Raw genomic sequence first — 19,033 nt, forward strand, 5'->3', positions numbered from 1 at the left:
CTCTTATGCCCTTCTATTCTTTTCCAAAAGGCAAGTACAATCCCTATTATAATGATTCTAATTTGGAAAAGCAATTCATATTTTCGCCTGTTTTTTGCTGATTTACATAAATCTACCACATGTATCTTATTTCTATTTTTCTACCCACAATATGTTGTAAAAATTTCGTAAAATTTTTTATATTTTTTTCAACACGAAGTGCACCATACCTGGATTCAGATATGCCTCTGTTAAGAATCCGATAAAGAACAATAATAATATAATCCCCCACAAAAGGATCCATTCCCCAAGCTTTCCATGTTCCTTTCCGCACTGGTACTTTTCTTCTAACTTTAATAACAGCAGGTATCCGGACACATAGAAAATAAATTGTGGGCATAACGCAATCATCATAAGCCAGATGGCACCTGCGCCAATATTGCTGATTGCCATCACGCACAGGAAACCAAAAGAAAAGCCGCTCCATATCAGAAATATACTATTCATAACCCGGTACCACGGTGTCATTCCAAAGAAGATTAATGTAAGGACAACCGGCACTCTTGCTGATAGTACATAAATAAAATAATCATGTTTTTCTATCGTAATATATTTTAACTGCTGTATGAAATAATCATTTAATATGCCATATTGCTGCAGACGGCTTCTTCCATACAAATTAGCAGCTATAATGCCAATCACAAAACAGCCTAAAAATAACACCTCTAACAGATGAAGATGCTTTTCTCTTCTTATCCCCGATACTCTTTCCATGTATTCACTTGTCTTAATTTTCTTATTTCATATTATTCCGGTAACGGTAACAATATGCCAAGATACCAGCTACGGTTTTACTGTCCTGGATTATTCCGGCATAAATTTTTTCCAATAATTCTTCCGGGTCATATGCCCTTACTTCAATAAATTCTTCTGGATCAAGATGCTGTTTTCCCGGTTTTAAATCCGTTGCCAGATATACATCAATAAACTCATTACAGAAAGCTACGGTCGTCTTTAAAGAAAGCATCTTTTCGATATGACCGCACTGAAAGCCCGTCTCTTCCTCTAATTCCCGCATGGCACTTATTTTCGTATCCTCTGTCAGGGAATCTCTGCATCCTGCCGGCAATTCAATAGTATAACGGTCTAATGCATTCCGATACTGGCGTACCATTAAGATTTTGCCCTCCGGTGTAACCGGCACAACTGCCGCAGCTCCTTTTCTGTGTTCCACATAATCCCAGTATGCAATATTTCCATCCGGTGTCTCAATGGTGTCTGAATAAACATCCACGATTGCGCCCTGATATTTCAACTCCCTGTTAACTCTTCTGATTCTTTTTTCTTCCTGATGATTCTGTTCCATTGTATTCTCCTTTTTTCTTACAGCTTTTTCCTCATTACTTGTTTTTCTTGCAAAAAAATAAGTGTCCAAAAAGCTTTCACTCTTCGGACACTTATTTCCTGCTTATTTTGCGTAATCAACTACACGTGATTCACGAATTACGTTTACCTTAATCTGACCTGGATATTCTAATTCAGATTCAATCTGCTTTGAAATATCACGGGCAAGCAATACCATTTCAGCATCACTTATCTGTTCAGGAACTACCATTACACGAATCTCTCTACCCGCCTGAATTGCAAAAGATTTATCTACACCTTTAAATTCATTTGTAATATCTTCTAACTGCTTTAATCTGTTGGAATATGTTTCCATTGTCTCGCGTCTTGCACCTGGTCTTGCTGCGCTAATTGTATCGGCTGCCTGTACCAGACAAGCAATCAATGACTCTGGCTCTACGTCGCCATGGTGTGCCTCTACCGCATTGATAATAAGCGGAGATTCTTTGTATTTTCTACATAAATCCACACCAATCTGAATATGTGAGCCTTCTACTTCGTGGTCTACTGATTTACCAATATCATGCAGGAGTCCTGCACGTTTTGCCAATCTTACGTCTACACCAACTTCAGCCGCAAGTAAGCCACAAAGCTGTGCTACTTCTATAGAATGCTTTAATGCATTCTGACCATAACTGGTTCTGAATTTCATTCGGCCTAACAATTTCACAAGTTCCGGATGAATGCCATGTACACCTACTTCTAAAGTAGCAGCTTCACCCTCTTCACGAATCATGGTTTCAACTTCTTTTTGCGCTTTCTCTACCATTTCTTCAATTCTAGCCGGATGAATTCGTCCGTCTACAATCAATTTCTCTAATGCAATACGAGCAACTTCTCTTCGTATTGGATCAAATCCGGAAAGGATAACTGCTTCCGGTGTATCATCGATAATTAAATCTACACCAGTCAGTGTTTCTAACGTACGGATATTTCTTCCTTCACGTCCGATAATTCTTCCCTTCATCTCATCATTCGGAAGCTGTACTACAGAGATGGTTGTCTCTGACACATGGTCTGCAGCACATTTCTGAATTGCAGTAACCACATATTCTTTTGCCTTCTTTCCAGCTTCTTCTTTTGCCTGATGCTCCATCTCTTTGATTAATTTTGCAGTATCAAGCTTTACATCTTCTTCAACAGTTTTTAATAGATATTCTTTTGCCTGGTCGGAGGTAAGTCCTGAGATTCTTTCTAGTTCCCGTACACGCTCTTCATGAAGCTTTGTAATTTCAGCTTTCTGTTTGTTCAGCTCTTCTTCTTTTGCTGCAAAACCTGCTTCGCGCTTCTCAATGGCTTCCAGTTTCTTATCCAGATTGGATTCCTTCTGTTCCACTCTGCGCTCGTTTCTCTGAATTTCGTTTCTTCTTTCCTTGATTTCCTTGTCCAATTCGTTCTTCGTACGAATCGACTCTTCTTTAATCTCAAGCAAAGATTCTCTCTTCTTCGTCTCAGCGGTCTTCACAGCTTCATCTATTATCTCACGGGCTTTATCTTCTGCACTGCCAATCTTTGAAGCAGTCTGCTTTTTCTGGTATGCATTTGCAACAAACCAGGTGATAGCACATGTGACAATAAATGTAATTACAACAGCTATAATTACTGCCTGCACAGGAGCACCTCCTTTATTCAATTTTCATTGTTCATATAACATAAATATTCATTCATCTGTCATAAATAACAATAAATAAATTTTATACTTTTTCTAATATTATGTCAAGTAGTCCGGACATTTCATTACACGTAAAATGTCTTCACTTTTATATCCTCTCCGCATCAGATATCCATACTGTTTCTGCATTTCCTTTGCATCCGGCTGCTCCGGATTATAATGTCTCTTTTTTAATATTTCAGCAATTTTTTCTGTATCATTATTTTCATAGATTTCTTCTAAGGCCTGCTCTGTAATTTCTTTGGGAACTCCCTTCTGCATCAGTTCCTGCTGTAGCCGGCGGCGGCTCTTACTGCCCTGTCGGTAACTGATATAATTTCTTGCATAGCGCATGTCATCAATATAATGATATTTCTTCACATACTCTATGGCATTAAGAATCAGTTCTTCCGGATATTCACTCTCAGCCAGTTTCCGGTAAAGCCCCTGTTCTGTCCGGTCCATCTTCTCTAAAAGTGCAAGTGCCCGTTTTTTCACCCGCTTACCTACTACTTCATAAAAGAGTTCCTGATACAGTGCCTCGTCTACGGTCTGCCCTTCCTGTAATCTGTAGCGGCGCACCTCACCTTTATATAATACAAGGTGTGTACCATCATCCATACACACCTTATATTTGTTTTTCTTATATACTGTTATCCCCGAAACAATTCTGTCCATTACTCTGCATCAAGAACTTCCGGTCCGTTTGCAGCTGGAGTCTCTGTTTCTTCTTCACTCTTATCCACTGCATAATGAGCTCTTACTTTTTCTTCGATTTCCTGGCAGACCTGAGGATTCTCTTTCAGATAAGTCTTGGCATTTTCACGACCCTGGCCAATCTTATCTCCATTATATGCATACCATGCACCGGACTTATTTACAATACCAAGTTCAGAAGCCAGATCAAGGATATCTCCTTCTTTTGAAATTCCTTCTCCGAACATAATATCAAATTCAGCCTCTTTAAATGGCGGTGCCACTTTATTCTTCACTACTTTAATACGGGTACGGTTACCGACAATTTCTCCACCCTGTTTTAAGGATTCAATTCGACGTACATCAAGACGTACGGAAGAATAGAATTTCAATGCACGGCCACCGGTTGTTGTCTCCGGATTACCAAACATAACTCCAACCTTTTCACGCAACTGGTTAATAAAGATTACAATACAGTTAGAACGGTTGATTGCTGCAGTCAGCTTACGAAGTGCCTGTGACATTAGTCTTGCCTGTAAGCCCACATGGGAATCTCCCATATCACCATCAATCTCTGCCTTTGGCACCAGTGCTGCAACAGAGTCTACGATTACAATATCTACTGCACCGGATCTGACCATAGTCTCTGTAATCTCAAGTGCCTGTTCTCCGTTATCCGGTTGTGAAATATAAAGATTATCAATATCTACTCCGATATTCTTCGCATATGCCGGGTCTAATGCATGCTCAGCATCAATAAATCCGGCAATTCCTCCACGCTTCTGTACCTCAGCGACTGCATGCAGGGCAACGGTCGTCTTACCACTGGACTCCGGTCCATATATCTCAATAATTCTTCCCTTAGGAAGTCCGCCTAATCCCAAAGCAATATCAAGACTTAATGCTCCTGTCGGAACAGTCTCCACATTCATCCGGTTGCTCTCATCCCCCAGTTTCATAACAGAACCTTTTCCGTACTGTTTCTCAATCTGGGATATAGCAGCATCCAGTGCCTTTAATTTATCTTCTTTACTGCTGTCTCTTCTCGTATCTTTTACATCTCTCGCCATGTCAATTCTCCTTCATGCGAACTTATGTTCGTTTTCTGATATTATAGTAGTATACTTTCTTCCAAATGTCAACTGCATTTTTAGAAAATATTTTTTTCTGTCCCTATACATTCTGTAAAGTGGGTATACCCGGCAGAATAGCCAAATATTTTATAGACTGTAAATATTCTCATGTAAAGAAAAAAAGACTTCTTTCTGAAGTCTCTCATGGAAAGGTATCCTTATCTTAACATAATAAGATTCCGGTTACAAATTAATTTTCTATAAACAATGGAAACCTCTGGCAATCGTTCCATCTTTTTAATCATGATATTCATCCATACCAAGAATCAGGAAAATCTGTTCTAAGTACTTCTCACCAGACCGTTCTCCATAAATGATATGATTGATATACTGCGGACTGCACCCAACCGATGTTGCAAGTTCTTCCTGACTCATCTCAAGTTCTACCAGCCTGCGCTTTATTTCTTTCCCCATTGGAGTAATCTGCCGTTTTGTCTTTGCCATAAAAGTCTCCCCTTTTCTTCTTTATCATTTGTGTTTATATAAAAAATGATGTATAATATGAAAATAATTTCACAAATTACATTATAATTCATAAATATGAATTTGTCAATTCATATTTGCGTATTTTATTTTATTTTTTATTTTCTATACAATATTATTTAATACCTGATAAAGGAGTACACTATGACAATCAGCCAACGTATCTTTGCATTATTACGGGAAAAGAAGCTTTCACAAAAAGAATTATCGGAATACACCGGAATCTCTCCCGCTGCTATCAGCAGCTGGAAATCCAAGGGTACAAATCCTTCTTCTGATAAAATTGTAAAAATAAGTGAATTTTTAGATGTTGATGTATACTATCTTCTGACCGGTGAATACCAGCCGGCTTCCAACCTTCAGATTGCAGAAGAATCAGAATATCATGCTTTCCCATCCGACCCGGATGAACATTTACTGCTCCAGCTTTTCCATAAACTTTCCCCGATGGACAAAGGACGCATCATCGGTCAGTTAGAACAGAAACTTGCTGAAAAATAACTTCTATATTTTTTTATATGCAATGATATATTTTTATAGCAATATGAATCAGGCATTTATTACGCATCTATAAAAATTGTATGATAAAATCCGGACAGTATATTAAGATATACCATCCGGATTTTCTTATCAGCTGCAATCATAAAGCTAAAAGCCTTAATACTTCGTCTTTATCCTGCACACCGATGCTCTTTCCCTCAAAAACACCTTTTTTCATTACAACCAGGGTCGGAATGCTCATAATCTGATATTTTAAAGCCAGTGCTGCTTCTTCATCCACATTCACTTTTCCAACCTTTACCTGTCCCTCTAATTCATCCGCCAGTTCTTCTACAACCGGAGACATCATTTTACACGGACCGCACCAGTCTGCCCAGAAATCCAAAAGTACCGGTTTATCTGACTTTAATACTTCTTCTTCAAAATTGTCATTTGTAATCTTTACTACCATTTCGTTATCCTCCTTTACTTTTATAGAAAAGCTTCTATTTTTTCTTTTTTAAGTATGTCTCTTCTTAATTTTGTTTATACCCGCTTAATTTTTACCGAATTCCGATAATACCAGACCATCATTCCGGTCAAGAGTCATGCCGACACTCCATGCATTGACAAATAACAGCAATGGATTGCCCTTAAGGTCACGGATTTTCTTCATATCGGAAGTTCCGGTAAGCTTGTCCATATCAATATCTTTATTTTCAATCCAGCGGATATGCTCATATGGAAGCTTCTCCAAGCGGATTTCCACATTGTATTCATTTTCCAGACGGTATTTTAATACATCAAACTGCAGTACACCTACTACGCCTACGATAATCTCTTCCATACCACCCTGATATTCCTGGAAAATCTGGATTGCGCCCTCCTGTGCGATCTGCATGACACCTTTGACGAACTGTTTTCTCTTCATGGTATCTACCTGACGTACCCTTGCAAAATGCTCCGGTGCAAAAGTCGGTATTCCTTCGAATTCGAAGTTGTCTTTCGCAGTGGTTAAAGTATCACCGATTGAAAAGATACCCGGGTCAAAGACTCCGATAATATCTCCGGCATATGCTTCTTCTATAATCTTTCTCTCCTGTGCCATCAACTGCTGCGGCTGGGAAAGACGGATTGCTTTTCCACCCTGGATATGTTTTACTTCCATGCCGGCTTCAAACTTTCCGGAACAGATTCGCATAAATGCAATACGGTCACGATGATTCTTATTCATATTTGCCTGGATTTTAAAGACAAAAGCAGAGAAATCGGAACCAAACGGATCAATCAGCCCCTTGTCTGAATTTCTCGGAAGCGGTGATGTAGTCATGGAAAGGAAATGCTTTAAGAAAGTTTCTACACCAAAGTTCGTTAAAGCAGAACCAAAGAATACCGGTGACAGTTCTCCCCTGGACACAAGTTCCATATCGAATTCTGCACTTGCACCATCTAACAATTCAATTTCTTCATCCAATTTATCCCGGTATTCCTGCCCGATTTCTGTTGTCAATGCCGAATCATTAATATCAAAATCTTTTTCTTCACCTTCCTTGGTTCCCTTCAAGGTATCAGAGAACAGCATGACTTTTTTCGTATTCCGGTCATAAACTCCCTTAAAATTCTTTCCGGAGCCAATCGGCCAGTTAACCGGACAGGTAGCAATGCCAAGTTCTTTTTCGATTTCATCTAATAAATCAAAGGTATCATTAGCATCACGATCCATTTTATTGATAAATGTAAAAATCGGAATGTGACGCATTACACAGACTTTAAACAGTTTTCTGGTCTGTGCCTCTACACCTTTTGAACCATCGATTACCATAACTGCAGAATCAGCAGCCATCAGGGTACGATAGGTATCTTCCGAGAAGTCCTGATGTCCCGGTGTATCCAGAATATTGATGCAATATCCACCATAATTAAACTGCAATACAGAAGAAGTAACGGAAATACCTCTCTCCTTCTCTATTTCCATCCAGTCGGAAACTGCATGTCTTGCAGTTGCTTTTCCTTTTACAGAACCTGCCAGGTTAATAGCTCCTCCATACAGAAGAAATTTCTCTGTCAGGGTTGTCTTACCGGCATCCGGATGGGAAATAATCGCAAATGTTCTTCGTTTCTCTATCTCTTTTCTAAAATCAGCCAAAATGGGACCTCCTATAATTCCAGCGGCTCACCCGCACATTTTTGCTTTATGTCGAAGTAAGATAATATGGTTGCGGCAATGTCTGCAAAGCTGCCTCTTGTGCCATAGTTCTTACCCGGAGTAATATGCGCTCCATACATAAGAAGTGGTGTATACTCTCTGGAATGGTCAGTAGAAGGTGTACTCGGATCACATCCGTGGTCGGCTGTAATCATTAAAATATCATCCTCCCGTAACTTTGCCAAAAGCTCCGGCAGCCGCTCATCAAAGTGTGTCAGTGCTTTTGCATAACCATCTACATCATTCCTATGTCCATACAACATATCATAGTCTACCAAATTTGTAAAACATAATCCAGTAAAATCTTTGTCCATATAGGCTGATGTTTTGTCAATTCCATCATCATTTCCGTTTGTTCGTACAAAATCTGTAATTCCGCGTTCTGCAAAAATATCTATGATTTTTCCAACAGACAGCACTGTTTTCCCACTTTCCGTCAGCTGATCTAACATGGTAACTGCCGGCGGTTCTAAGGAAAAGTCATGTCTTCCTGCAGTACGGGTAAAATTCCCCGGTTCTCCGATAAACGGTCTTGCGATGACTCTTCCCACTCCGTTTTTCCCAGTCAGCATATTTCTTGCAATCTGGCAATCCCGGTACAGTTCTTCAATCGGCACTACCTCTTCATGAGCTGCCACCTGGAAAACAGAATCTGCTGATGTGTATACAATCAGTTTTCCAGTTTCCATATGCTCTTTTCCATAATCCCGGATAACCTCCGTGCCGGAATATGGACGGTTGCAAAGTACCCCGCGTCCGGTTTTCTGCTCAAATTCTTCTATGATTTCCTGTGGAAATCCATTTGGAAATGTTGGCAGAGGATGACTGGATATCACGCCTGCAATCTCCCAGTGTCCGATGGTGGTATCTTTTCCTTTGGACACCTCTGTCAGTCTGGCAAATGCACCTTTCGGATTTGCTTCTTTTCCTCCAATGTGGACTCCGTCAATATTAAAATAGCCCAGCGAGCGCATATTCGGCATGGAAAAATATGGACTTCGTGAAGCTGCAAGTAAGGTATTGCTTCCTTCATCATGATACTCTGCCGCATCCGGCATTTCTCCGATCCCAACGCTGTCTAATACAATTAAAAACACTCTCTTCATAGGCATTCCCTCTCTTCTCATGGTTCTGTCGTTTCTTTTTCTTATGCTATTATTATACTAATTTCAGCCCCGTTTTCAAGTATCTAAGAGCGGGGCTGCTTCCTTTAATTTGTCTGTTCTGTTGTGTCTGAATTTTCGGTGGTTTCTGTTGCCGGATTCTCCTGTGCAGTATTTTTCTGAATTGGTGTGATAATGATATTTTCTGCCTCAATGCCGGCTTTTCTCTTTACAATATCCTCTATTTGGGCACGTTTGGCATCTGTTACTTCCCCCATATCAAGTACCACATCCGCTGTATTATCAGTAATGCTGACAACTACATCCGTAAATCCTTTTGCCTCTAACAACATCTCAGCTGCATTTTCCCGTTCTGCAATATCCGTCATTGCCACCATCTGATTTAAGGCATCCTGCTTTGCAGCTTCATCTATATTTGTATTATTGATAATTTCCAGCAAAGTCTCTTTGTTTTTAGAACGTACCTGTTCCCGGCCCAGTTTCATTTCTGACGCATAATCCATGCTGCTGCTTGCCATGACGGCTTCGCCCGGGTTCTCTAGGCTCTCTTCAACCACATTGTCTGCCGCTGATACAGCTTCACTACTGTTATCTTCCGTATCGGTAAAAATATCTGCTTCCGCTAAGTCATCCTCTGCCGATATCTCATAAGATAAATCTGCCGTATCCGCAGAAGCCTCCATTGCCACCTTTTCATCTTTGCCATTCTTGTCGGTAAAACTTAAGTAACCAGCCACTGCTATCATCAATGCCAATGCGGTTATAATGAGTTGATTTTTCTTAAATACTTTCTTCATTTACTGTCCTCCAGTCCGCTCATTTTTACTATTTTTATTCTATGTGCTTCTACCTGAAATAATGCCAAAACCGCCTCGGAAATATTCTGTTTCACCTTCTGGTTATCACCACCGGATGCCACAATTAAAATTCCCTCCACTTTGGGAAGAAGTTCCTTAGAAACAAAGGGGGTATTTCCGGCATCTGCTTCCTCATATACCGTACTTTCCTGTAGCTGCTGTTCCTTTGTGCTTCTTACTCCACCAGTGCTGTCACTTTCCTCTAAAGAATTTTCAGAAGTATTTTTATCCTTTTCCACCACCTGCGTCCCACTGTCCTGATAAGTAATCATCACCTTTACATCTCCGGCTCCGTCGATTTTTTCTAAAATATCTTCTAATTTCCGCTCTATTTCATCCTTAGATGCCTCCATGGTATTATTTTCCTTTGAAATATTTTCTTTTGCTTCCTCTGCCTGTTTTTTTTCTTTTGTATCTGTGGGCAATGCGATAATCAGAATCAATATGCCTGCCAGGACTAAAATCATCCAATCTGACCGTTTTAGTTTCTTTTCTTTTATCTTTTGCATAAAATCCTGCATTTTCATCTTCTCACCTCTTCTATCTGAATCTGCGTCTTATCAACCAGATAATTTTCACATACAAATTTTTCTAATTCTGCATATTCCTGACTTGTATGCTCCTTTTTCTCTTCTGTTTCTTTTATCTCAATTGCCGGTATCTCAATATCCGAAACATGGACGGAACTATTTTTTTCAATGTTATCCCCAGACTTTTCAATCCCGATTGTAATACGTTCTATTTCATAAGTCTCAGTTAATGTTACCCTGCTGTATGCCACCGCATAGCCTTTCTGCCTTAGGGTATCCTCTACCCGCCCGCCACAGGCTTCTTCATATTGTAAACGATAATCTGCAGTCTCCGCACTGCTTATGGCATTTATATTTTGTACATTTTCAAGTTCCTGAAAGAACTGTGCCTGTTCCATATTCTGTATCAGCGTATCCTCATCAATTAACCTAGAAGCAATGGGTGCCATTACCGCCAGCAGAATCAGAATCCTAAGAAAGAAATGCACATATTTTTCATAAGTTTTATTCTGTACCAGATACAGCATCACATGTCCAATCAGAAAAAGGATCAGAATTCCCTTCATCCAGTTTAAAATTGCATCCATTTTATATTGCTCTCTCTTCCCCTTCTTATTTCTCTTCTTTCCTCTATCCCATAAGGAATCCGGATACTGCAGTAATCATGGCAATCGTCACAAGGAAAAGTACAAGCGAAGTAAGTAAAATCCTTGTAAGCAGCTGGCAGCCCAGACAAATGCCGTTCATGCTTCCTGCGATCCTCTTATCCGATACCGGTTCGGTTACTGCTGCTGTCACTTTATACATAAGACTCAGCAAAAACATTTTGCATAGTGGAAACATCACCAGCAAAAGTAAAATCAATACCCCGGCTGTTCCAACACTGTTCTTAATGACCATACCCGCTCCAAGCATCAGTTCACTGACTGCTCCTGTTATATTTCCCATTCCCGGTATCATTCCAAGTGTCTTTGTAACGGTACTCATTTTCAAGCGGTCAATGGCCGGAACCACCATGGTCTGTACCACATTCAGACCAATGGTTGCTGCAATCGCACATTTTAAGCACCAGCGGATTATTTCTTCCATCAGTTCACACATTCTGCTAAAACGTTCCCCTTCTATCATATAATTCATAAATTCCATCATGATAAAGATTTTCGTCATTGGCACCAGACAGGCAAGCATTCCCCACTGAACAATATAAACCACGATAAAAGCAATCTGGTAAAATCCTGCCGCTGTAAAATTTGCCATGGAAAATGCCAGAGACATGCCAAATACTGGAATCAGCATATTCATAAAATCTACAATCTGATTCATTGCCGTTACCACAATATCACTCATCATCTGATAGGACTGCAGCAACAGGACTGTCATCTCCATATAAATCAGGAAAAAGCAGACCTCCGATATATAAGTATTATGAAAAATATCGGAGAAATTTTTAAGAAATGCACAGCTGATTGCCAGTAAAAGAACGGTTACCAGTATTGCCTTATTATCCTGCAATTCTCCCCACAGAATCCTTCCCACTGCCTGCGTCAGCTTTTGTCCGTCATAGGAAAAGTTTCCGGTTGCCAGCTCTTTAATCAGTTCATAGAAACTAATCTCTTCTGTAGCATCCTGTTCCTTTAAATACTGCTCAATCTCTGATAAATCCAGCTGTTCCATAAAATCATCCGTATAATCCTTATCCGTCCCTGTCCTGCTGTTATCTGATGCTGCTGATACGGAAGATGCCTGTACAAGTCCTCCTGGCATGAGCCAGAACATGAAAACTATAATGAAACATCCTGCCGTTCTTACAAACATTTTAAACGCATTTTTTAATGGTTGTTTCTTCATAAAAAAGCCCCTAACGTTTCAATAAATCCCATCAGCACCGGCATACTGATTAAAAGAATCGACAGCTTGGCAAAGATTTCAATTTGTCCGGCAATTGCCTGATACCCGGATTCTCTGCAGATATCTGTTGCAAATTCTGCTACATAAGTAATTCCAATCATTTTTAAAATCATGGCAAGATACCTTCCATCTACAGGAATCAGCTCCACCACACTATTGATGTAAGTCAATACAAGCTCCAATTTTCCTATCAGAAAGATAAAGATGCAAATACATGCCACAATGCTGATTAAAATGCTGTATTCGCTTTTGTAATTTTTGATAAAAAGAGCAAGGAAAACCGCAGTGATCCCCAGTAATCCAACCTGAATAATATCCATATTTCTCCTCTACAACGAAAATAGTGACTTCATCGTTTCAAACAAATCATATATGTATGGAACAATCCAGAACAGCACAATCAAAAGTCCTGCCAGACTGGTTAAAAATGCATGTTCTTCCCGCCCACTGTGCTTTAGCACCTGGCTGATTACCGTCACCAAAATACCGACTGCCGCAATTTTAAATATCAGGTTTACGCTCATCTTCTCCTCCATTAAACCAGAATCAGCACCAGAAATATTCCTGCGGTAGCACACAGGTACATGCTGACTTTTATCCTCTCTCGCATCTCTGTCTGTTCCCTTTGAATCAAAATATTGATTCTCTCTATCAGTAGCTCTGCCTCTTTTTCAAATATTCCTCCGCTTCCCTGTTCCAAAAGCCTTCCGCACTCCAAAAACAGCTGTCCCTCCTCTTTCGTAAAGATTTCCCTTTTTTTCCATGACTTCCATGCCTCCTTCCAACAGCTTTTCGGACTGCTGTTCTCATACTGCATCAGTTCCTTATGAACCTGCATAAAAAAGGACTGAAAGACTTCCGGTGCATGATGCTCCAATTCTGCAATAATATCCGGCAGCGGTTTCTTTAAGCTTTGCATATCTCCCTGTATTTTGAGCATACATTCCCGCCAGTCTAAAAGCCCTTCATAATGACGCTTTATCTGCCGCATTCTGTCATACCCAATTCCAACTGTTCCAAAAAGTATCAGCACTGCTCCTATCAATCGGACCATATTTTTTCCCATGTCCCATCATAAATCATAAAATGTCTTCTTCCTTCATCATCCTTTTTTAAGATGACATACCGCTCAAAAATCTTTTGTTCTAGCCATTTTTGAAGCTGTTCCTTTTGTTGTAACTCCAACATATCAGCCGCGTGAATGGTTCCAAGAATACTGCAGCCACAATGCAATACTTCATCCACTGCCTGAAAATCTTCCATAGAGCCAAGTTCATCCACTGCAATTACATCCGGCGACATGGAACGAAGAAGCATCCGCATTCCCACAGCCTTTTTACACCGGTCTATCACATCTGTACGTATGCCAAGATTATTCTGCGGTATTCCATGGCAGCAGGCTGCTATCTCAGAACGTTCATCTACCACCCCTACTTTAAAGTGTATTCTGCTTGTCTCATCTCCGGAAATCAGACGAATACTGTCCCGGAGCAGGGTTGTCTTTCCAATCCCAACGGAAGATACGAAAAGCGTATTTCTCACACTCTGTTCTGTTCTGATAAAGGGCAGAATTTCCTTTGCACATCCAATCTTCTGATGTGCAATTCTTATGTTCAATGATCCGACATAAGCAAGCTGTTCCACCTTTTCTCCCTCCATCCGGATCTGTCCGGTTACTCCTACCCGGTGTCCACCTTCTAAGGTCAGGAATCCACTCTTTAACTCTTCTTCATAGGCATAAATGGAATACCTGCTTAAAAAAGTCAGCATCGCAGAAATATCACTTTCCTTTATGTAATAACTTCCTTCCGCCTCCACACTTAATCTGCCACTTAGCTTATCTAAAAAATATTCCTTTCTCCCATCCCAGAGAATCATCGGCTGGTTTATACGAATGCGTATTTCCTCTGTCTCCTTTAATTTATCTTTATTTGCAAGCAGCATTTTCCGAAGCTCTGCTGGGAAAATCTGAAGTACCTGTTCTAACATTGTTTCCGGATTCACTCCTTTCTTTCGGTCTATCAATATATTCTTTCTAGTCTACTCGCGTAACTACGAGAAACATGCGTAAAAAAGAATGTGCCTTGGCACATTCTCGCACCTGCGGCGGTCGCTTGCGACATCTACCTTATACGCCGCAGTGCGCATCCTCGCGGAGCATTTTTTACTTTACATGAAAGCAATTTCCTGTAAAGTAAAAAAGTCGCAAGGATTTCTCCTCACGACTAATATATGACTTGTCTTATAAAATATGCTCTAAAATTTGTTTCTCGCCTACAGAAACTGTCATCGATAGCTTCTTATAGATAATTGGCAACCCATAAGCTTGGCAATAGAACAGAGAATGTGCCTTGGCACATTCTCGCGCCTGCGGCGGTCGCTTGCGACATCTACCTTATACGCCGCAGTGTGCATCCTCGCGGAGCGTTTTTTACTTTACAGGAAAACAATTTCCTGTAAAGTAAAAAAGTGAAAGCTGCCACAAATGTGACAGCTTTCTATCTTATTAGTTGTACTTACGTTTTCTTGCAGCTTCCGATTTTTTCTTACGTTTAACACTTGGTTTCTCGTAATGCTCTCTTTTACGGATTTCCTGCTGGATACCAGCTTTCGCACAGTTTCTTTTGAATCTGCGTAAAGCGCTATCTAACGTCTCGTTTTCTTTTACGATTACATTTGACATTGTCTCACACCTAACCTCCCTCCAGTTGCGTATTGTGCATATTCAACTGTTTGGGTAATTTTATTGCACTACCAAAGATTATAGCATAATTTTCCCGTACGTCAACCGTTTTTTTTCTGTTTTTCCAATTTTCCGGAAAATATTTTTAATTCAGTATATTTTATGCTAACTGCTGTGCAAGAACAGTCTTTGCTTCTGTCAAAGCATCTTTGATGCCAGCCGGATTCTTACCACCGGCCTGAGCCATATTGGGACGGCCACCGCCGCCTCCGCCAACCTTCGCAGCAATTCCCTTGATGAGGTTACCGGCATGTGCACCCTTGCCCATTGCTTCCTCAGTTGCCATTGCAACAAGATTTACTTTGCCATCACAATCAGAAGCTAATACGATAACACCTTCGCCAAGCTTCTCTTTGAGCTGGTCTCCTAAGTCTCTTAAACCATTCATATCTACACCGGAAACGCTGGTTGCTAAAAGTTTCACACCAGCTACTTCCTCCACCTGATTCATAACATCACCTAATGCATCCTTTGCCGCTTTGCTCTTTAAGGATTCATTTTCAGACTGTAATGCTTTTACTTCGCCTAATACATGATTTACACGCTCAACAAGATTTGCAGGTGTCGCTTTTAATAATTTTGCAGCCTCTTTTAAGGTTTCTTCTAACTGGTCATAATATTCAAATACACCTTTGGATGTCAGGGCTTCAATTCTTCTGACTCCAGCCTGGATTCCAGCCTCGGAAATAATCTTAAATGCCTGGACTGCACTTGTATTGCTTACATGGGTACCACCGCAAAGCTCGGTAGAAAAATCTCCCATTTTTACAACACGGACATTATCACCGTATTTCTCACCAAATAATGCCATTGCACCGGTCTTCTTTGCATCCTCTAAAGACATTACTTCTGTTATAACAGGAAGTGCTTCTGCAATTTTCTGGTTTACAATGTCTTCCACTTTGGTAATCTCATCTGCTGTCATTGCTGAGAAATGTGTAAAGTCAAATCTTAATCTGTGCTCGTCTACATAAGAACCGGACTGCTGTACATGGGTACCAAGTACTTCTCTTAAGGCTTCCTGAAGAAGATGTGTTGCACTGTGGTTCTTTCCGATTGCAAGTCTTCTGTCTGCATCAATGGAAAGTTCTACTTCATCACCGGTCTTAATCATTCCCTTGGTAACTTTACCAATATGTCCGACTTTGCCGCCAAGCATCTTTACGGTATCTTCTACTTCAAAGACAAAGCTTCCGTCCTTGCTGCTGATAACACCGGTATCTGCTACCTGTCCACCCATGGTTGCATAGAATGGAGTCTTCTCTACGAAAATAGTTCCAATCTCACCATCGGATAAAGCTTCTGTGATTTCAGTCTCGGTAGTCATTACTGTAATCTTTGAGGTATAAGTATTGTTCTCATATCCGACAAATTCAGTTGTAATACTTGGGTCGATGGATTCATATACGGTAACATCTGCACCCATGTAGTTGGTTACTTTTCTTGCTTTTCTTGCTTTCTCTCTCTGCTCTTCCATTGCGGCCTTAAATCCGGCTTCATCAATGGTAAATCCTTTTTCTTCTAAGATTTCCTGGGTCAGGTCAAGAGGGAATCCGTAAGTATCATAAAGCTTGAAAGCATCCGCTCCGGATAATTCTTTCTTTCCTTCTTTTTCCAGCTTGTCCTGCATCTCTGCTAAGATAGCAAGTCCCTGATCAATTGTTTTATTGAATTTTTCTTCTTCCTGAGATAATACCTTGAAGATGAAATCTTTCTTCTCCTCTAATTCCGGATAACCATCCTTGCTCTCACGAATAACAGTATCACTGAGTTTTGCCAGAAACAGTCCATCAATTCCAAGTAATCTGCCATGTCTTGCAGCACGACGAATCAGTCTTCTTAAAACATAACCTCTTCCTTCGTTACTTGGCATAATTCCGTCGGATACCATAAAGGTTACAGAGCGGATATGGTCTGTAATCAGACGGATAGAAACGTCATCTAATGCATCCTGCTGATAAGTCTTTCCTGATAATTCACAAATCTTATCACGGATTGCTTTCATAGTATCAATATCAAATACGGAGTCTACATCCTGCATAACAACTGCCAGACGCTCTAATCCCATTCCGGTATCAATATTTTTCTGGGAAAGCTCGGTATAACCACCTTTGCCATCTCCTTCAAACTGTGTAAATACGTTGTTCCATACTTCCATGAAACGGTCGCACTCACATCCTACTTTACAGTCAGGACTTCCACAGCCGTATTTTTCTCCACGGTCATAATAGATTTCAGAACACGGTCCGCAAGGTCCTGCACCATGCTCCCAGAAGTTATCACATTCTCCGGTTTCCGGGTCACGATAGAATCTGGTAATTTTCTCTGCCGGAACACCGACTTCTTTGGTCCAGATTTCAAATGCTTCTTCGTCTTCTCCATAAATAGACGGATACAGGCGCTCCGGGTCAAGCTCTAACACTTTTGTCAGGAATTCCCATGACCATGCAATTGCTTCATGTTTGAAATAATCACCAAAAGAGAAGTTTCCAAGCATCTCAAAGAAGGTAAGATGTCTTGCTGTCTTACCTACATTTTCAATATCTCCGGTACGAATACATTTCTGACAGGTTGTCACTCTTCTTCTCGGCGGAATCTCCTGTCCTGTAAAATATGGCTTTAATGGAGCCATACCAGCATTGATAAGCAGAAGACTGTTATCATTATGTGGTACTAAAGAAAAGCTCTTCATTGCCAGATGTCCTTTGCTCTCAAAGAATTCAAGATACATTCTTCTTAAGTCATTTACTCCGTATTTCTTCACAATAATTCCTCCAAAAAACTATTTTTCTTCCTTTTTATCTTCATGTAATGCCAGTTCCTTTGCATCTTTCCGTTTCCGCAGTGCAATACCTGTGAATACACCGAGAACTGCAATTGCAACCAGAATCACAAAAATAACTACATACTGTAAAAAACTGCCTCCAAATGCGAGAAAATTATCCATACATTCTTCCTCCTGTTTTTAACTACGGGAACCACTTTTTACCGATTTCCCGTGTAACGAAATAGTTTCCTTCCCCTAAGCAGGAAACGTATTAAGTATAGACCAATTAATGGCATAATTCAAGAATTTCATTTGAGATTGTCCATATCAAATACCTGATTTTCTTTTTCGATATCCATGATTCGGTCCGTATACAAATGATTATCACATTTTTGCTTGTATTTTTCAATGGCAGAATAATCCTGCCACATATGCATCGGGAATACATAATCAGCTTCCACATTTTTCATAAAATAAGCCAAACCAAGGTCAGTATACACACCAAGTCTCGGGTCTAAAACCACAAATGCCACATTGATATGCTCACCTTCTAACTTGCGTATCTGGTGTCTGTAGTCCCGCTCCATCTTGCCATTAATCAGCTCTCCCACATGCTCCATCTTCCAGTTATGAAGGTCTCCTGCATGATAAATGGTCTTGCCACAGGTCTTTACCAGAAACGCCACACCGGCATCCGTGGAACGAAGGGTTTTTACCTTCACTTTTCCGATTTCATATTTCTTATCCGGAATGACATATTCGATACATTTCTTTGCCCGCTCCGGAATACCGTGTTTTTTCATAAAATTCGGACTCATTTTGGTATCTTTTGACAAAATAAAATGAATGTCTTCATAATCCTCTGCCAGTTTTAAAATATTCATATCAAAGTGGTCCTGATGCTTATGGCTTGCAAAGAAATAAATGGATTTGTCTTTGTCAAATACCGGAAGCACTCCGGTAAAAGTATAACCGGTTACACGGTTTCCTTCAAAATAATCAAATATCAAAACCACATCTTCCATTTCCACCACAAAACAGCTATGATGTACAAATATTACTTTCATATCGT

Annotated in this window: 22 protein-coding genes; 1 reads left to right on the top strand and 21 read right to left on the bottom strand. The window is 40.2% G+C overall.

The features are described 5' to 3' along the window. Positions 1-177: 177 nt before the first annotated feature. The 6 genes from DWV68_RS04050 to DWV68_RS04075 form a co-directional block, all read right to left on the bottom strand. Positions 178-753 (bottom strand): stage II sporulation protein M, encoded by a 576-nt coding sequence (locus DWV68_RS04050; protein ID WP_118057375.1) that lies wholly within the window; start codon positions 751-753, stop codon positions 178-180. Between the two features lie 22 nt (positions 754-775). Further along, positions 776-1,345 (bottom strand): NUDIX hydrolase, encoded by a 570-nt coding sequence (locus DWV68_RS04055; RefSeq protein ID WP_118057420.1) that lies wholly within the window; start codon positions 1,343-1,345, stop codon positions 776-778. 102 nt (positions 1,346-1,447) lie between these two features. Then, the gene (rny, locus tag DWV68_RS04060; RefSeq protein ID WP_416390266.1) at positions 1,448-2,968 is read right to left on the bottom strand and encodes a ribonuclease Y; all 1,521 of its coding nucleotides are present in this window, start codon (positions 2,966-2,968) and stop codon (positions 1,448-1,450) included. 126 nt (positions 2,969-3,094) lie between these two features. Continuing rightward, positions 3,095-3,712, bottom strand: coding sequence for a regulatory protein RecX (locus DWV68_RS04065; protein WP_118057376.1), 618 nt, complete (start codon positions 3,710-3,712; stop codon positions 3,095-3,097). Next, positions 3,712-4,800: a recombinase RecA gene (gene recA / locus DWV68_RS04070; RefSeq protein ID WP_022243249.1), complete on the bottom strand. Its 1,089-nt coding sequence runs from the start codon at positions 4,798-4,800 to the stop codon at positions 3,712-3,714. The genes DWV68_RS04065 and recA overlap by 1 nt, the downstream gene beginning before the upstream one ends. Positions 4,801-5,100: 300 nt before the next feature. Next, positions 5,101-5,307: a helix-turn-helix transcriptional regulator gene (locus DWV68_RS04075; protein WP_022243250.1), complete on the bottom strand. Its 207-nt coding sequence runs from the start codon at positions 5,305-5,307 to the stop codon at positions 5,101-5,103. Positions 5,308-5,490: 183 nt separating this feature from the next. On the opposite strand from DWV68_RS04075, the gene DWV68_RS04080 reads away from it, so the two are divergent. Then, positions 5,491-5,847, top strand: a complete 357-nt coding sequence (locus tag DWV68_RS04080) for a helix-turn-helix domain-containing protein (protein WP_022243251.1) — start codon at positions 5,491-5,493, stop codon at positions 5,845-5,847. A 139-nt stretch (positions 5,848-5,986) separates the two neighbouring features. Here DWV68_RS04080 and trxA read toward each other — a convergent pair whose 3' ends face one another. The 15 genes from trxA to DWV68_RS04155 form a co-directional block, all read right to left on the bottom strand. Beyond that, positions 5,987-6,298, bottom strand: coding sequence for a thioredoxin (gene trxA, locus DWV68_RS04085; protein WP_022243252.1), 312 nt, complete (start codon positions 6,296-6,298; stop codon positions 5,987-5,989). Positions 6,299-6,382: 84 nt separating this feature from the next. Next, the gene (locus DWV68_RS04090; RefSeq protein WP_118057377.1) at positions 6,383-7,972 is read right to left on the bottom strand and encodes a peptide chain release factor 3; all 1,590 of its coding nucleotides are present in this window, start codon (positions 7,970-7,972) and stop codon (positions 6,383-6,385) included. 11 nt (positions 7,973-7,983) lie between these two features. Then, complete coding sequence (locus tag DWV68_RS04095; RefSeq protein WP_117947075.1) at positions 7,984-9,138, bottom strand: phosphopentomutase; 1,155 nt, start codon at positions 9,136-9,138, stop codon at positions 7,984-7,986. Between the two features lie 104 nt (positions 9,139-9,242). Next, a complete protein-coding gene (locus DWV68_RS04100) occupies positions 9,243-9,953 on the bottom strand; it encodes a SpoIIIAH-like family protein (protein ID WP_118057378.1) in 711 nt (236 codons plus the stop codon). Then, entirely contained in the window at positions 9,950-10,540 is a 591-nt protein-coding gene (locus tag DWV68_RS04105) for a stage III sporulation protein AG (protein WP_118057379.1), read from the bottom strand. The genes DWV68_RS04100 and DWV68_RS04105 overlap by 4 nt, the downstream gene beginning before the upstream one ends. Continuing rightward, positions 10,537-11,130, bottom strand: a complete 594-nt coding sequence (locus DWV68_RS04110; RefSeq protein ID WP_118057380.1) for a stage III sporulation protein AF — start codon at positions 11,128-11,130, stop codon at positions 10,537-10,539. The genes DWV68_RS04105 and DWV68_RS04110 overlap by 4 nt, the downstream gene beginning before the upstream one ends. A gap of 43 nt (positions 11,131-11,173) precedes the next feature. Beyond that, positions 11,174-12,391, bottom strand: a complete 1,218-nt coding sequence (locus tag DWV68_RS04115; RefSeq protein WP_118057381.1) for a stage III sporulation protein AE — start codon at positions 12,389-12,391, stop codon at positions 11,174-11,176. Next, positions 12,388-12,771, bottom strand: coding sequence for a SpoIIIAC/SpoIIIAD family protein (locus tag DWV68_RS04120; RefSeq protein WP_117841147.1), 384 nt, complete (start codon positions 12,769-12,771; stop codon positions 12,388-12,390). Before DWV68_RS04120 ends, DWV68_RS04115 begins: the two co-directional genes overlap by 4 nt. A gap of 9 nt (positions 12,772-12,780) precedes the next feature. Then, positions 12,781-12,975, bottom strand: a complete 195-nt coding sequence (gene spoIIIAC / locus DWV68_RS04125; protein WP_022243260.1) for a stage III sporulation protein AC — start codon at positions 12,973-12,975, stop codon at positions 12,781-12,783. Between the two features lie 11 nt (positions 12,976-12,986). Continuing rightward, positions 12,987-13,505, bottom strand: a complete 519-nt coding sequence (locus DWV68_RS04130; protein WP_158561845.1) for a stage III sporulation protein AB — start codon at positions 13,503-13,505, stop codon at positions 12,987-12,989. Further along, positions 13,493-14,440 carry a stage III sporulation protein AA gene (gene spoIIIAA, locus DWV68_RS04135; RefSeq protein ID WP_147337980.1) on the bottom strand — a complete coding sequence of 316 codons (948 nt, stop codon included), beginning with the start codon at positions 14,438-14,440 and terminating at the stop codon, positions 13,493-13,495. The genes DWV68_RS04130 and spoIIIAA overlap by 13 nt, the downstream gene beginning before the upstream one ends. Before the next feature lie 517 nt (positions 14,441-14,957). Further along, positions 14,958-15,134 carry a 30S ribosomal protein S21 gene (gene rpsU, locus DWV68_RS04140; protein WP_021737899.1) on the bottom strand — a complete coding sequence of 59 codons (177 nt, stop codon included), beginning with the start codon at positions 15,132-15,134 and terminating at the stop codon, positions 14,958-14,960. A 160-nt stretch (positions 15,135-15,294) separates the two neighbouring features. Next, complete coding sequence (gene alaS / locus DWV68_RS04145) at positions 15,295-17,958, bottom strand: alanine--tRNA ligase (RefSeq protein ID WP_330408383.1); 2,664 nt, start codon at positions 17,956-17,958, stop codon at positions 15,295-15,297. 18 nt (positions 17,959-17,976) lie between these two features. Continuing rightward, positions 17,977-18,141, bottom strand: coding sequence for a vanadium nitrogenase (locus DWV68_RS04150; protein WP_117698712.1), 165 nt, complete (start codon positions 18,139-18,141; stop codon positions 17,977-17,979). 128 nt (positions 18,142-18,269) lie between these two features. Then, positions 18,270-19,028: an MBL fold metallo-hydrolase gene (locus DWV68_RS04155; protein WP_118057384.1), complete on the bottom strand. Its 759-nt coding sequence runs from the start codon at positions 19,026-19,028 to the stop codon at positions 18,270-18,272. Positions 19,029-19,033 lie beyond the last annotated feature (5 nt).

Source organism: Roseburia sp. AF12-17LB (assembly GCF_003479605.1).
Lineage (GTDB): Bacteria > Bacillota > Clostridia > Lachnospirales > Lachnospiraceae > Roseburia_C > Roseburia_C amylophila.